The sequence below is a fragment of the Bacillus sp. FSL K6-2841 genome, assembly GCF_037976435.1.
Taxonomy (GTDB): Bacteria; Bacillota; Bacilli; order Bacillales; family Bacillaceae; genus Bacillus; species Bacillus pumilus.
The window spans coordinates 440,936-455,117 of record NZ_CP150266.1; the positions used below are offsets into that span (position 1 = coordinate 440,936).

The window sequence follows — 14,182 nt, forward strand, 5'->3', positions numbered from 1 at the left end:
TCCTGTAAAAAGGGCATATAGTAATAATTATTTTTCATTTTTCGCAACATTTGCCCTTTTTTTATTGATAAAACCGATTAATTCAATCAGAAAAATGTATCTTCTGAGGACTTCAGTTTGATACAGCAGGATATAGAAAGGATGAAGAACAAGTGTCACAGCCAAAAAGGAAGCTCAAGCTAGGCGTATTCATCGCAGGAACTGGACATCATGTTGCCTCTTGGAGACATCCGAACGCCGTATCAGATGCAGCCATGAACCTGGATTATTTTAAACAATTAGCGAAAAAAGCAGAGGAAGGAAAGCTGGATTTACTCTTTTTAGCTGACAGCTTATCCATTAACCAAACCTCTCATCCGAATGTACTCACGAGATTTGAACCGCTCACCCTGCTTTCGTCCATTGCTGAGTCTACTTCATCAATTGGTTTAGCAGCAACAGCATCCACTACATACAGTGAGCCTTTCCATATTGCAAGACAGTTTGCTTCCCTTGATCATTTATCAGGCGGAAGAGCGGCATGGAATGTGGTCACATCTTCTATTGAAGAAACAGCGAAAAACTTTAGCGGAGAAGAGCATTTAGCACACCATAAACGATACGAGCGAGCAGAAGAGTTCGTTGAAGTCGTCAAAGGTCTTTGGGATTCTTGGGAAGAAGACGCCCTTGTCAGAAACAAGGAAACGGGAGAATTCTTCGAATCTAGTAAGCTGCATGATCTCCAGCATAAAGGGGAGTTCTTCTCAGTACGAGGTCCTCTCAACGTATCACGCACGCCTCAAGGGCAGCCAGTGATCATTCAAGCAGGATCATCCGAAGATGGTCAAAAGCTTGCAGCGAAAACAGCTGAACTCATTTTCACAGCACAAAACGATCTCAAAAAAGCGAAGGAATTTTATCAAAGCTTAAAGGAGAAAGTAGAGGGTGCTGGTCGTGCTAGAGAGGACGTCAGCATCATGCCGGGGATCTTCCCGATTATTGCTGATACAGAGGAAGAAGCCAAAGCGAAATATGAAGAATTACAGGAGCTGATTGTTCCTGAGATTGGGCTGAGCATTTTGCAAAACTACTTAGGTGGGATTGATTTGTCTCAGTATCCTTTAGATGGTCCGCTTCCAGAGATTGATCCAAGCGCGTCCAATGCGGTAAAAAGCCGTTTTGATCTCGTGATGAATATGGCGAGAAAGGATAACCTGACCATTCGCCAGCTCTATCAATCGGTTGCCGGCTCTCGTGGTCATAATATTTTCATTGGCACACCGCAGCAGCTCGCAGATGTGATGGAAACTTGGATCAATGAAGAAGCAGCAGACGGCTTTAACGTCATGCCTCCGCTATTGCCAGAAGGGCTGGACATGTTCGTAGACCGCGTCGTCCCAATCCTTCAGGAGAGAGGCTTATTCAAAACAGAATACACAGGAAAAACCTTGCGAGAAAATCTTGGATTAACTGAGCCAAAAAATCGCTACACGACATAAAGGTGAGGTGACTAACGTTGGGATACACGTTTCGTCTGGCAACAGAGGCAGATATAGAGGCACTGCTTGAACTGACAACAAGAGCCTATGAGCCAATTCGTGAGCTCGGCATCCAGTTCCAAGCAGCACATGCTGATTTTGCTCTCGTTCAGAAAAATGTACAAAAGAATCTCTGCTATGTGATGGAAGAAAACGGAGAGCTTCTATCCACCTTGTCACTCCGTATGCCTTGGGGAGAACAGCCAGGCCCGCTCGGCGTCCCTCACATTTGGTGGTTTGCCTCAGAACCATCCGCCCAAAAAGGGACAGGCTCTATCTTGCTGGAGTGGGTGGAAACCGAATTGCTAAGGGATACCTTAAAGGTGCCATACGTATCTCTAGGTACAGCTGATAAGCATCCGTGGCTCATAGACATGTATGAGCGCAAAGGCTACGTCAGAGCAGGAGAAAAGGATTTAGGCAAGGGACACATCACGGTTTATTTGAAAAAACAACTAAGATCAGATATTACACAACCATAAGAGGAAAGAAGGGTATACGAACATGAAAAACAAAAAGTGGCTAGTCGTTCTATTTGCAGCAATGCTGGCAGTTTTAGCAGCTTGCGGCGGGGGCAATCAGAGTGAAGGCAAAGACGAAAAAGTGTTAAAAGTAGGTGCCACAGGGCAAAGCTATCCGTTTGCTTATAAAGACAATGGCAAGCTTGTTGGCTTCGATGTTGAAGTAACTGAAGCTATCGCAAAAAAGCTAGGCTACAAACTAGACTGGCAGCTGAGTGAATTCAGCGGACTAATGGGGCAGCTGACATCTGGTAAGCTGGATACAGTGTCAAACCAAGTCGCAGTCACAGATGAGCGTAAACAAACGTTTAACTTTACTGATACGTACGCATATGCAGGAACACAAATCATCGTGAAAAAGGACAACAATGACATCAAAGGTCTTGATGATTTAAAAGGAAAAACAGTGGCGGCAGTTCTTGGCTCTAACCATGCCAAAAACTTAGAGAGCAAAGATCCGGACAAAAAAATCAATATTAAAACATATGAAACGCAAGATGGTGTCTTAAATGAAGTGGCAAATGGCCGCGTAGATGCTTATGTCAACGGACGCAGTGTATTACTTGCTCAAATTGAAAAAACAGGTCTGCCGCTCAAAATCGTCGGCAACCCAATTGTGTATGAAGAAGTAGGCTACCCATTTGCCAAAGATACAAAGCATGACAAGCTAAGAGAAGAATTTAACAAAGCAATCAAAGAATTAAGAGAAGACGGGACACTGAAGAAATTGTCTGAGAAGTATTTCAAAGATGATGTCACGGTGCCAATTAAAAAATAACGACAGCGGCGGTGAAGAGCAGACATGAACAAAATTGATTGGCAGTATATGGTGACCGTTTTTCCGACATTGATCGAATACTTGCCGATAACGATCTTCATGGCGATTGTCTCCATGGTATTTGCCATTATCATTGGTGTGGTATTCGCTCTCATTACGAAAAACCGGATACCTGTTTTGTACCAATTTGCCAAGCTGTATATTTCTTTTTTCAGAGCGGTTCCAACCTTGGTTCAGCTCTTTCTCATTTATTTTGGTCTTCCGCAGCTATTCCCTGCGATGACCTCAATGGATGCTCTAACAGCGGTCATTATCGGATTAAGTATTAAAAACTCAGCATACTTAGCAGAAATTTTCAGAGCTGCCCTCAACTCTGTAGATGAAGGGCAGCTGGAAGCTTGTCTATCTGTCGGCATGACAAGATGGCAGTCTTACGTCAGAATTATTTTCCCGCAGGCAATTCGAAACGCGATTCCAGCGACGGGGAATACCTTTATCGGTCTTTTAAAAGAAACATCTCTTGCCTTTACGATTGGTGTGGCAGAAATGTTTGCACAAGGGAAGATGATTGCGTCGGCGAACTATAAATACTTTGAAACCTATTTAGCCGTAGGGATTGTGTATTGGGTGATGACCATCATTTATAGCTTCCTTCAAGACCTATTCGAACGAAAAATTAGCAAACCTTACCGGAATTAAGGAGGTGTGGACATGATTAAGCTCACCAATTTGAAGAAATCATTCGGCGACCTTGTCGTCTTAGACGGAATCAATCTCGATGTGCAAAAAGGGCAGGTTGTGGCCATTATCGGACCTTCTGGCTCCGGTAAATCCACCTTGCTGCGCTGCTTAAATTTATTAGAAATACCAGATGAAGGCACGATTGAAATTGGCGATGCGAAGCTCGATGCGTCTAAATATACACGAAAAGAAGCCCATCACCTGCGTCAACAAACGGCCATGGTGTTTCAAAACTACAATCTGTTTAAAAACAAGACAGCACTGCAAAATATCACAGAATCACTGCTTGTGACGAAAAAAATGACGAAGCAGCAGGCAAATGAGATTGGAATGAAGCTGCTGAAGCAAGTAGGATTAGAGCAAAAGGCTGACAGCTATCCAGTCACGTTATCTGGCGGACAGCAGCAGCGAATCGGGATTGCCCGCGCATTAGCGGTTGATCCACATGCGATTTTACTCGATGAACCAACGTCAGCACTTGATCCAGAGCTTGTCTCAGGTGTGCTTCAAGTCATTAAGTCCATTGCGATTCAAGAAACAACGATGATCATCGTCACACATGAAATGGCGTTTGCTAGAGAAGTGGCAGACCATGTGATTTTCATGGCGGATGGTCATATTATTGAACAGGGCACACCAACTGAGCTATTTGATGAAACGAAGAATGAACGGACAAAACGATTTATCCAAAAAGAAGCAGCGGCTGAAGAAGCATAAGCTGCTTTTTACTCTTTAGAGGGGTGAGTATCAGTGAAATCATTAGGAAATGAAGCATTAAACAAACGTTTAATTAACATTCGCCGAGCGCTTCATGAGCATCCAGAGCTGGCGTTTGAAGAATATGAAACGACAAAAAAACTGCGCCGCTGGTTAGAGGAGGAGGGGATCACCGTACTCGATTTTCCAGCTCTTCAAACAGGTGTTGTCTGTGAAATCAAAGGAGAACAAGAGGGACCAAAGATTGCCCTGAGAGCTGATATTGATGCACTTCCGATTGAAGAAGCATCTGGCGAACCATTTTCCTCAAAGGTACCGGGAAAAATGCATGCTTGCGGTCATGATTTCCATACAACTTCTATCTTTGGAGCAGCTCTTTTATTAAAAGAACGAAAACACGAGCTCAAAGGAACGGTCCGCATTTTGTTCCAGCCGGCTGAGGAAGTCGCGCAAGGAGCGAAACATGTCATAGAGGCAGGCGTTTTAGATGGAGTGGATGCCATTTTTGGTATGCACAACAAACCAGACCTGAAAGTTGGCACTATAGGCATTAGAGAAAAAGCATTGATGGCAAGTGTAGACCGGTTTGAAATCGATATTAAAGGAACGGGTGGTCATGCAGGTATTCCGAATCACACGGTAGACCCGATTGCCATCAGCGGGCAGATCACAAGTGCTCTTCAGCAAATCGTCAGCCGCCGCATCAGCTCTTTGCATCATGCAGTCGTCAGCATTACACGCATTCAAGGCGGTACATCATGGAATGTGATTCCTGATCGTGTTGAGATGGAAGGAACTGTTCGGACGTTTGAGCCTGAAGTGAGAGCGATGATTCCCGAGCTCATGAAACAAATCGTGAGCGGGATTGCCGAAGGGTTTGGGGCAAAAGGCGAAGTGAAATGGCATCCATATCTGCCTTCTGTGTTGAATGACGATCGTTTGACAAAGGTGGTCGAAGAAACGGCAGGTGCGCTGAATCTCACAGTCGTTCAAGCAGAGCAGTCACCGGGTGGAGAAGATTTTGCCCTTTATCAAGAACGCATTCCAGGCTTTTTCGTATGGATGGGGACAAGCGGTACCGAGGAATGGCATCACCCTGCCTTTACATTAAATGAAGACGCACTTCCGGTTGCCGCTGCCTTCTTTGCCGAGCTTGCTGTTCGGGCATTGGAGTCACGATCATGGAATTAACAAAACAATTGGCAGAGGCTGTACTGTCTGCTGATCCACTTCAAGATCAGCGGGCGGTAGAAATGGCTCGAAATGGTCTGTTAGACGCTACGGCAGCAGCGCTTGCTGCGAAAGAGGACGAAGGAATTCAAAAGCTCATGGGACTTGTGGAACAAGAAGGCGGAGCAGCTCAAATTCCTGTCATTGGACAAGGGAAGAAGGTCAGCCGTCAATCCGCAGCGATGCTGAACGGCTACTTGATCCACGCCCTTGATTATGATGATGTGCATTCAGACGTGAGAGGACACCCAAGTGCAGTCATTATCCCAGCCTTGCTTTCCCAGCTAAGAGACGGGGAGGTATATGGGGATCGATTTTTAAGTGCCTACATCACAGGTGTTGAAGTGATGGCAAGGCTTGGCGAATCTATCGGCAAAGCGCATTATGAGCGGGGCTGGCATAATACCGGAACCCTTGGAGCCATTGCGGCAGTATGTGCGATTGGATATTTAAAACAAGTCTCGCAGGAAGAGCTGATGAAGGCAATCGGCTTTGCTGGAGCGCAATCTGCCGGAATGCGAAAGCAGTTCGGCTCTGATATGAAACCATTACAAGCTGGCTTAGCGGCTAAAACAGCCGTCTCGTCTATGGACTTAGCTTGTTCAGGTTTTGGCGGCAATGACTCGGTTCTTGATGGCGCACTTGGTTTCTTTTCACTCTACGGAGATCTGGAACTTGCGGAAAGTCGTTTACTAGAGGGCTATGGTTCTACATGGCGTATCGTTTCACCAGGGCTGTGGTTCAAAGTATATCCATTCTGCTCAGCTGCCCACCATGCAGCAGATGCGATCCAATCCTTAATGAAAGAGCGTACTTTCTTACCGGAGCAGGTGAAACAAGTAGATGTCCTGTTCCCGCCTGGCGGAGATGCAGCGCTTATTGAGCGGGCACCTTCGACTGGAGAAGAAGGACGATTCAGTGTCGAATACGTGATCGCACTTGCCGCGTTTGGACAGTCGCTGACGCTCGATGCCTTTACGAAAAAACACATTCCATCACACATGTGCACTTGGATGAAACGAGTGAAGAGAGAATATGATCATCCAGACGCTGTCCCAAAAGGTCGCTTTACGATTGTGAAGCTCACCTTATCTGATGGCACCATCATTAGCAAACGAGTCGATATTCCGCGAGGCGCACCGGGCCATGCACTATCGACAGAAGACATCATGCAAAAATTAAACAGTGTCACAGACGCATCACATGCACAGAAGATTGTACAAGTTATTGAAGACGGAAACGATTCTTCTTATTTGCAGCTGTTGGCATGATTTAAAAAGAAGAAAAGGGCTAAAATTGATTTAGCCCTTTTTGTGTCTATCATTTCTTATTCCGTTTTGGTAAATGTTAAGCCAATATGAGCAAGTGCCTGCGGCAAGTCTTTCCGAATGGTGATGTCTTTAAATGATATATTCGATTGAATCGCACTTAAAGCAAGATCTTGCTTAATCCCTGTTAAAACAGCCGAAATCCCTAAAAGTCTCAGCGTTTGTGCATAGTTGACCAGATATTGAATGCTCTGTTCATTCAGGCGTTTTGTTCCTGATACATCAATGACCAAATGAGAGAGCGACAGCCTGTAGCTTTCCTGTAAAATGGTTTCTAATATATGCTGAGCACGTGTCTCTTCGATATCACCAAGTAGTGGAAGCACGGCGACACCGTCAACAACTGGGACGATCGGTACAGATAATTGCTGAATCTGCCGGTTGGCACGGTCTAGTTCAAGGACGTAGCTTAATAGAGAAGCCATCGTTTCAAACATATGCACATGCTCTTCTGTGAATTGCTGCGGCCTTAGATCAAGCCCGCAGATCGTTCCGTAGTTCGTACCATCTGTAAAATCAATCGGCACTCCGATGAATGATCCGCCTTGAAGACGTTTCGTGACTTCTAAGGATTTAGAACGATCATCCAATGATATATCAGGGATCACAAGCGTATCGTGATGATCGACCGCCAGCTTGCAAAATGTCTTCTCGTAAGGAATTTCTTCCCCTTCTTCAAGAAGCTGCTCGTCATGATTTAACACCTTTACAATCTGATTGGTGGTTTGATCGTTTTTAGCAATAAACAGTGTATTCACATCAGTGAATTGACTCATCATATTTAGAATACTCGTAGAAGCATCATGAAAGTTGCGAAACTGTTTTAATAGTTGTTGACGAGGCATTGTTTTAGGACTCCTTGTAGCTCCGCTCATAGGCCGGAACAATAGTTGGTTTGTCTCTATCATACAAAATCAAACGAGAAATAGATACACTTTAATGCGTAAATCCATGTGAATCGGGTGAGAACAAAAAAGACTGCCGATCCTGAGATCTGACAGCCTGCTGATTAAAGAGAGACAGGGACGGTAGACATAGAGAAAAATTCCTCATACAACGCTTGAACGGCTTCTTTTTCTTGAGCCGCTTTGACGCCAAACATCATGCTGACCTCTGAAGATCCTTGATTGATCATTTCAATATTGACCTTCGCTTTTGACAGCGCTTTTGCTGCTCTTGCTGTGGTGCCAACATTGTGGCGCATCGCTTCTCCTACAACCATAATGAGGGAGAGATGCGGTTCTAACACGACCTCATCTGCATCAAGCACATCCTTCAAGCGGTCGAGCAGCTCTTGTTCAATATGCTGCTCCTCCAGCTGATCCTGCCTTAAAATAATGTTCATATCATCAATGCCAGAAGGGACGTGCTCATACGTAAGCCCATATTCCTCTAACGTTTGTAGCACTTTGCGTCCAAAACCGACTTCTCGGTTCATCAAATATTTACTAATATAAATGCTGCAAAATCCGCTGTCTGAAGCGATTCCGACAACAGGTCCATTAGTATGATCCCGCTGGTTCACAATTTTGGTGCCTTTTGCCGAAGGATTATTGGTGTTTTTAATCTGTACTGGAATGCCTGCACGGAAGGCCGGAATGAGTGCTTCATCATGGAACACAGAAAAACCAGCATAGGAAAGTTCGCGCATTTCCCGGTACGTAAGCTCTGTAATCTCCTTTGGCTCATGAACGATCGTTGGATTGACAGCATAAACAGCATCCACATCTGTAAAGTTCTCGTACACATCTGCCTTCAAACCGTTTGCCAAAATGGAACCGGTAATATCGGAGCCGCTGCGAGAAAAGGTGACAATGTCCCCCGATAGACTAAAGCCAAAAAAGCCAGGGAATATGATGATGCCAGAGCGCTCTCTTAATTTATACAAATGATCATATGACTCCGGTAGGACTTGCGCTTGACCAGGCTCATCGCTCACAAATAAACCAGCTTCCTTTGGGTTCACATAGTGAGCTTCGACACCTTGATAGCGGAAATAGGCGGCAATGAGTTTTGCGTTATTGTCTTCACCGCTTGCTTTGATGGCATCAAGATATCGCTCAGGATGAGACGTATCAGCCTGTAAGAGGGCATCTAGATCTTGCCGGATGGTGTCAATCACGTCATGACTTAATCCGAGTTCATCCGCAATGGAGGCATACCGTTCAATGACGGCTTCCTGTAAATTGTGTGCTTCGCCTAAGCGTAAATATTGCTCACCACAGCTAATTAATAGATCGGTGACCTTCGTATCCGTTGAATGCCGTTTTCCTGGTGCGGAAACAACGACTGCTTTTCGAGCTGGATCTGCTGTTACAATGTCAAATACCTTTTGCAGCTGCTTGCCAGAAGCAAGTGAACTGCCACCAAATTTAACGACCTTCAATGCATACATCTCCTATAGTAAAAATTTTCTCACAAATTGAATAGTTCCTATTATCAACTCTTTTCTTCAAATTATCAAGGTTTTTCTTCACTAGAAATACAAATGTATTTTCGGGGAGGACGGTATAGCGTGAGTATATGAAAAAAGAGCCGGCCATATGCCGAGCTCTTTTTCTTATGAAGAAGATGAGGAGGAAGATAGCTCCTGCTTCATCACTTTATTATTGCGTTTTTCCTTTAAGAAAAAGGAGAGGACAAGCCCAATGACCGCAATCAGACCAGAAATGAAGAATGACGTATTCATTCCATGAACGGCTGATTTTAATGGGCTGGCCAATTCTGCATTTGCAGCAGAGCTGCTCATGATGGAGACAAGCACTGCTGTCCCAATGGAACCGCCCATTTGTCTCATCGTGTTATTCATCGCTGTCCCATGCGGGATCAAATGAGGTGGTAAAGAGTTAATACCTGCTGTTGTCAGCGGCATCATGATCATCCCAACCCCGATTAAGCGAAGCGTGTACGCGACCGTAATGAGGGCGATGGATGAATCAAGGGTGAGCAGCATAAATGGCAAGGTCGTCACGGTAAGTATCGTAAACCCGCCTAATGCCAGCCCTTTTCCGCCGACTTTATCAAAAATCCGTCCAATAATTGGTGAGAGGAGCCCCATAAAGAGAGCACCTGGCAATAAGATCAGTCCTGTATCAAGAGCAGACAACCCTCTCACATTCTGCGTATAGAGCGGCAGAATCGTCTCTGTCCCAATCAATAAAGCAAAGACAAGCATCCCAAGAAAGGTCGTCAAGCTAAAGATTGCAAACTTAAAGACACCAAATTCAAGCATCGGTCTTGTCAAATTCGACTGGCGCAGAATAAAGAAGAACAAGCTCACAGCGCCGACAATCAGCGAAATGAGGACAGTGGCACTTGTCCAGCCGTATGTGCCAACACTAGAAAATCCGTAAAGCAGTCCGCCGAAACCGAAGGACGACAAGATGACAGATAAAACATCAATACGTGTCTCTCTTTGCTGCGTTACATTTTTCATTAAGAAGAAAGCAAGAATAAGATCAATAATACCTATAGGAAGAACAATATAGAACAAGAACTTCCAGCTGAAGGAATCAACAATCCAGCCGCCAAGTGTCGGCCCAAGAGCTGGTGCGAAAGATATGACAAGTCCGACCATGCCCATTGCCTGCCCGCGTTTTTCTTTCGGGAAAATGGTTAAAAAGATCGTTTGCATCAGCGGCATTAAAATCCCTGCACCGGCTGCCTGCACAATACGCGCTGCAAGTAATACAGGGAAATTCGTTGCAAATGAAGCAAGAATGGTACCGACTGTAAAGATGCTAAGCGCCGTTAAAACTAAAGAACGGCTTGAAAATTTCTCGATTAAGAAAGCCGTGATCGGGATGAGAATCCCGTTTGTCAGCATAAAGGCTGTGGTGAGCCACTGCCCTTTGCTGACATCAATATTGAATTCCTCCATGATATGTGGGATCGCTGGAATGAGCAATGTTTGGTTTAAAATTGCGACAAATGCCCCAACGAGGAAAATCCCCACAATCACAGATCGATTATACGATGTTGTAGATTGGTTCATGTTATCCCTTCTTTATCTATAAGATGATGCTTTTCAGCTGTGACACGTTTTGTGATAAAACGCTGTTTTTCCCTAAATAATCGAGTAGTGAACTAATTAAAAAGGTTCTCGGTTGGTCCTTTGATAATTCTTCACTTAGCAGTTCAAACGCAGAGAGGAAATCGTCCTTTTCTTCACCGTTTGACAGTGTGTGAAGCTCTTGTTTGATCTTCGTTAAGTACGAGATGACAAGCTTTTCTTCATCGTATTCGTCCTGTGTGGAAAGCAAATAAGAGTCCATCAGCTGATCTGTTAGCACAGGCTCAATAGAGCAAGGCTTTTTCGACACACGGTCCATCACGCCGATAATCATTTCGGCGGCATTTTCTAATTGGATGTTCTTGCGCTCAATCGCCAGCATTAAAATGAATTCTCTCATTAATCCGTTGAGGACAATGACAAGATCCCAGACGTAAGGCGCAACAGAATCACCATATGTGCTTAAAATAATGTCTCTGTGCCGCTGCATGATAATGGAGCGTGTCTCACGTAAATGCTTAATGACAATGGGCGAATGCTGTGAAAAAGCTTCAAAGGACAGCATATTCAAAAATTTATGATTCTCTTTAAACTCTTCAAGCTCAAGCTTGATCTTCTTTGTGAATTTTTCCTTTTTGGACAGCGTCGTTTCTGAATGAATGATTTGAGAAATCTCTCTCATTTTGCATTGATTGTATTTAATCAGTTCTAATAGAAGAGCTTCCTTTGAATCAAACAGTTTATAAATAGACGCTTTTGATATTTTACAGGCATCGGCAATTGACTGCATGGAGACACTCATATAGCCTTTTTGAGAAAATAATTTCTTTGAAACCCGCAAAATCTCTTCTTGCTTTTCGTTCATCTTCATAAGTCCTTTCCGAATCGGCAAAACCATATGGTCACAATGGAAACCGAGTGGTCACTTTTGCTATGATAACAAAACCAATGACCTATGACAAGAAAAGAAACTTAAAAAAACACCTATCTGATGACAGGTATTTTATCCTTCCGCATGTGCGGCATATATGATGATCTGTCCGTTAAGTTCGGCGATTAAAAGGTCTTCTCGCTCCTTTACAGAGTAAATCGCTGTCCCTTTTTTCAACTTGGAAGCTGTGCCGTGATTAAAATGTTCGGCAGCTGTTTTCTGAATCACACCTACTTGCTGATCTTTAGTGACGGTTAGTTGATGGGCCCAATCTACATTTGCTTCATAGACCGTTTCTTCCCATTGAAATAAATCTGCCTGTTCATCGAGAGCTAATACCTCTTCTGCACTAGGTGGTTTAGATTCGGCATACCGGACGGATTGGCATCCACATAAGCAAATGGTGAGTAACATTAAACATAAGTAAGTCCAACATTTTCGTGTCAAATGAGATCCTCCCCTTCACAAGAAAGTTATTATATAGTCATAGTCGATTCCGAAGGATGTATCGTTACTTTGTGAGGCGGGTAAGGAGATTGTATGTTGGCACGAAATACGATACATTTATCGTATGAATAATCCAATCCATCCAACCCAAGAAGACATGAGACTGATTTCGGTGCTACACGCATTGGCCGATCCCATCCGGTTAGAAATTGTCCGCTGCTTAGCTGAAGCAGGCGAGAGGACATGCGGCACGTATGAGATGAATATTGCCAAATCCACGCTGTCACATCACTTCAAAGTGTTGAGGGAGGCAGGCATCGTGAAAGTGAGAATTGACGGAAAACACCGCTATTATTCTTTAAGAAAAGAAGACATTGAGACCGCTTTTCCTGGTCTCGTGTCATCCATTTTAGCCGTAGATAAAGAGCGGTGGTAAGCCAGCTGTCTAGAAAAGCAGCTGGCTGTTTTATTTTCCATAAATCGATTCATACAGTCTTTTTACCGCTGGCTCTATATCCTCTGGTCGCATATGAGAGAAGCCAAGAACGAGTGGAACAAAGCCTTCCTGATGCCCCGGTAATTGCTCATCAAGGGTAAAACGGTCCATCCCATACATTTTGAGCTTTCTTTCTTTGGCACGCTGTAAAATCTCATGCTGCGTGCGGTTTGAACGGAACTCTGCGATAAAATGAAGTCCAGCATTTTCCCCAATAATCCGCACATTGTCAGCAAAAACCGTATTGAGCTCTCCAATGAGCTGCTTCCGTTTTTCCTCATATAAACCATTCATTCTTTTAATATGCCGTTGATATGCTCCATCTTTTATAAAATGAAGAAGGGTGTATTGTGTAAAGAGGTTGGCTGTTTGAATGAAGAAGTGTTGTTCTTCCTTATAGCGTCTCAATAAATGCTGCGGGAGTACCATGTAGCTTAGCCTTAAGCCTGGCAGCAATGATTTTGAAAAGGTCCCCATATAAATGACTTTGTCATATCGATCCAAACTTTGCAGCGCTGGAATGCTGTCAGTTCCATACTTGAATTCACTGTCATAATCATCCTCAATAATATAACGGTCTTGCTCATCGGCTGCCCAGTTTAAGAGCTGAATCCGCCGGGAAATTGGCATAATTACCCCTGTTGGAAATTGATGTGAAGGGGTAATGATCAACACACTTGGCTCTTTCTTCTGAATATCACTCATCCGTACTCCTTTTTGATCAATGCCAATCGTTTCAATTCGGTGATGATTGTTTTTCAGCATTTGATAGAGCCGGCGGTAGCCAGGGTTTTCTAACCCGTATACTTGATCGGCTGGAAGAATGCTTGATAACGAATGAATAAGTGACTGCGTGCCTGCACTTAAAATGAGCTGTTCTGGATAGCATTTGACTCCCCGTGCAAGCCCGATTAACCGGGCAATTGTTTCCCGAAGCTCGTACACGCCTTGTGGATGCGGAAGCTCACCAAATGCTTCTTGGTGGAGACTGATCGCCTTTTGTTCACTTTTCAGCCAGCTTTTAAACGGAAAATTGGCTGTATCAACAGAGATATGTGAAAAGGAATACCAATCATCTCGTGCAATCGGCTCTTCCTTTAAATCTGCTGGGAGAGTAGAGGGTTTCAGCTGACCTGATTCATGAAACGTTTCGAGTGATTCCACGAAAAAACCTTTGCGTTCAACCGAATATAAATATCCCTCGGCAAGCAGCTGCTGATATGCGCCATTCACTGAATTGACGCTGACATTTAATGTATCGGCTAACTCTCGTTTGGACGGTAATTGATCGTGCGGCTGAAGGTTTCGATTTAAAATTTCACCTTTAATTTTCGAGTAAATTTGATGATAAATAAATCCGTTTGCCCCTGTTTGATCTAGTTGAATTGTCAGCATCTCGTCATTCCTCCCTCTCTGGTACCATGAAAAAAATGATATTGGTACTTTCTATCATACCAAAAAATA

Annotated in this window: 14 protein-coding genes; 8 read left to right on the top strand and 6 right to left on the bottom strand. The window is 44.0% G+C overall.

The features are described 5' to 3' along the window. Positions 1-152 precede the first annotated feature (152 nt). Genes MHH68_RS02130 through MHH68_RS02160 form a run of 7 tightly spaced genes read left to right on the top strand, consistent with a single transcriptional unit; the run spans position 153 to position 6,775 of the window. Entirely contained in the window at positions 153-1,478 is a 1,326-nt protein-coding gene (locus MHH68_RS02130; protein ID WP_339164910.1) for an LLM class flavin-dependent oxidoreductase, read from the top strand. 17 nt (positions 1,479-1,495) lie between these two features. Further along, positions 1,496-1,999, top strand: coding sequence for a GNAT family N-acetyltransferase (locus MHH68_RS02135; RefSeq protein WP_339164912.1), 504 nt, complete (start codon positions 1,496-1,498; stop codon positions 1,997-1,999). Between the two features lie 22 nt (positions 2,000-2,021). Continuing rightward, complete coding sequence (locus MHH68_RS02140) at positions 2,022-2,816, top strand: amino acid ABC transporter substrate-binding protein (protein WP_058015320.1); 795 nt, start codon at positions 2,022-2,024, stop codon at positions 2,814-2,816. A 24-nt stretch (positions 2,817-2,840) separates the two neighbouring features. After that, entirely contained in the window at positions 2,841-3,515 is a 675-nt protein-coding gene (locus MHH68_RS02145; RefSeq protein WP_339164915.1) for an amino acid ABC transporter permease, read from the top strand. Positions 3,516-3,527: 12 nt separating this feature from the next. After that, positions 3,528-4,274 carry an amino acid ABC transporter ATP-binding protein gene (locus MHH68_RS02150; RefSeq protein ID WP_012008912.1) on the top strand — a complete coding sequence of 249 codons (747 nt, stop codon included), beginning with the start codon at positions 3,528-3,530 and terminating at the stop codon, positions 4,272-4,274. A gap of 33 nt (positions 4,275-4,307) precedes the next feature. Continuing rightward, the gene (locus MHH68_RS02155; RefSeq protein WP_339164917.1) at positions 4,308-5,465 is read left to right on the top strand and encodes an amidohydrolase; all 1,158 of its coding nucleotides are present in this window, start codon (positions 4,308-4,310) and stop codon (positions 5,463-5,465) included. Further along, positions 5,456-6,775, top strand: coding sequence for an MmgE/PrpD family protein (locus tag MHH68_RS02160; RefSeq protein ID WP_339164919.1), 1,320 nt, complete (start codon positions 5,456-5,458; stop codon positions 6,773-6,775). The genes MHH68_RS02155 and MHH68_RS02160 overlap by 10 nt, the downstream gene beginning before the upstream one ends. A gap of 56 nt (positions 6,776-6,831) precedes the next feature. On the opposite strand, the gene MHH68_RS02165 is transcribed toward MHH68_RS02160, so the two are convergent. The 5 genes from MHH68_RS02165 to MHH68_RS02185 all read right to left on the bottom strand — a co-directional run bounded on the left by MHH68_RS02165 (position 6,832) and on the right by MHH68_RS02185 (position 12,222). Continuing rightward, on the bottom strand, positions 6,832-7,677 hold the full coding sequence (locus MHH68_RS02165) for a GAF domain-containing protein (protein WP_058015323.1): 846 nt from the start codon (positions 7,675-7,677) through the stop codon (positions 6,832-6,834). Positions 7,678-7,841: 164 nt separating this feature from the next. Next, positions 7,842-9,218, bottom strand: a complete 1,377-nt coding sequence (locus tag MHH68_RS02170) for an aspartate kinase (protein WP_339164921.1) — start codon at positions 9,216-9,218, stop codon at positions 7,842-7,844. Positions 9,219-9,392: 174 nt separating this feature from the next. Continuing rightward, positions 9,393-10,826, bottom strand: a complete 1,434-nt coding sequence (locus MHH68_RS02175) for an MDR family MFS transporter (protein ID WP_058015325.1) — start codon at positions 10,824-10,826, stop codon at positions 9,393-9,395. 16 nt (positions 10,827-10,842) lie between these two features. Then, positions 10,843-11,709, bottom strand: coding sequence for a TetR/AcrR family transcriptional regulator (locus tag MHH68_RS02180; RefSeq protein WP_235567074.1), 867 nt, complete (start codon positions 11,707-11,709; stop codon positions 10,843-10,845). 138 nt (positions 11,710-11,847) lie between these two features. Next, entirely contained in the window at positions 11,848-12,222 is a 375-nt protein-coding gene (locus tag MHH68_RS02185; protein ID WP_058015327.1) for a hypothetical protein, read from the bottom strand. 124 nt (positions 12,223-12,346) lie between these two features. On the opposite strand from MHH68_RS02185, the gene MHH68_RS02190 reads away from it, so the two are divergent. Next, complete coding sequence (locus MHH68_RS02190) at positions 12,347-12,658, top strand: metalloregulator ArsR/SmtB family transcription factor (RefSeq protein ID WP_058015328.1); 312 nt, start codon at positions 12,347-12,349, stop codon at positions 12,656-12,658. Positions 12,659-12,688: 30 nt separating this feature from the next. Here MHH68_RS02190 and MHH68_RS02195 read toward each other — a convergent pair whose 3' ends face one another. Continuing rightward, positions 12,689-14,113, bottom strand: coding sequence for a PLP-dependent aminotransferase family protein (locus MHH68_RS02195; RefSeq protein ID WP_339164925.1), 1,425 nt, complete (start codon positions 14,111-14,113; stop codon positions 12,689-12,691). Between the last annotated feature and the right edge of the window lie 69 nt (positions 14,114-14,182).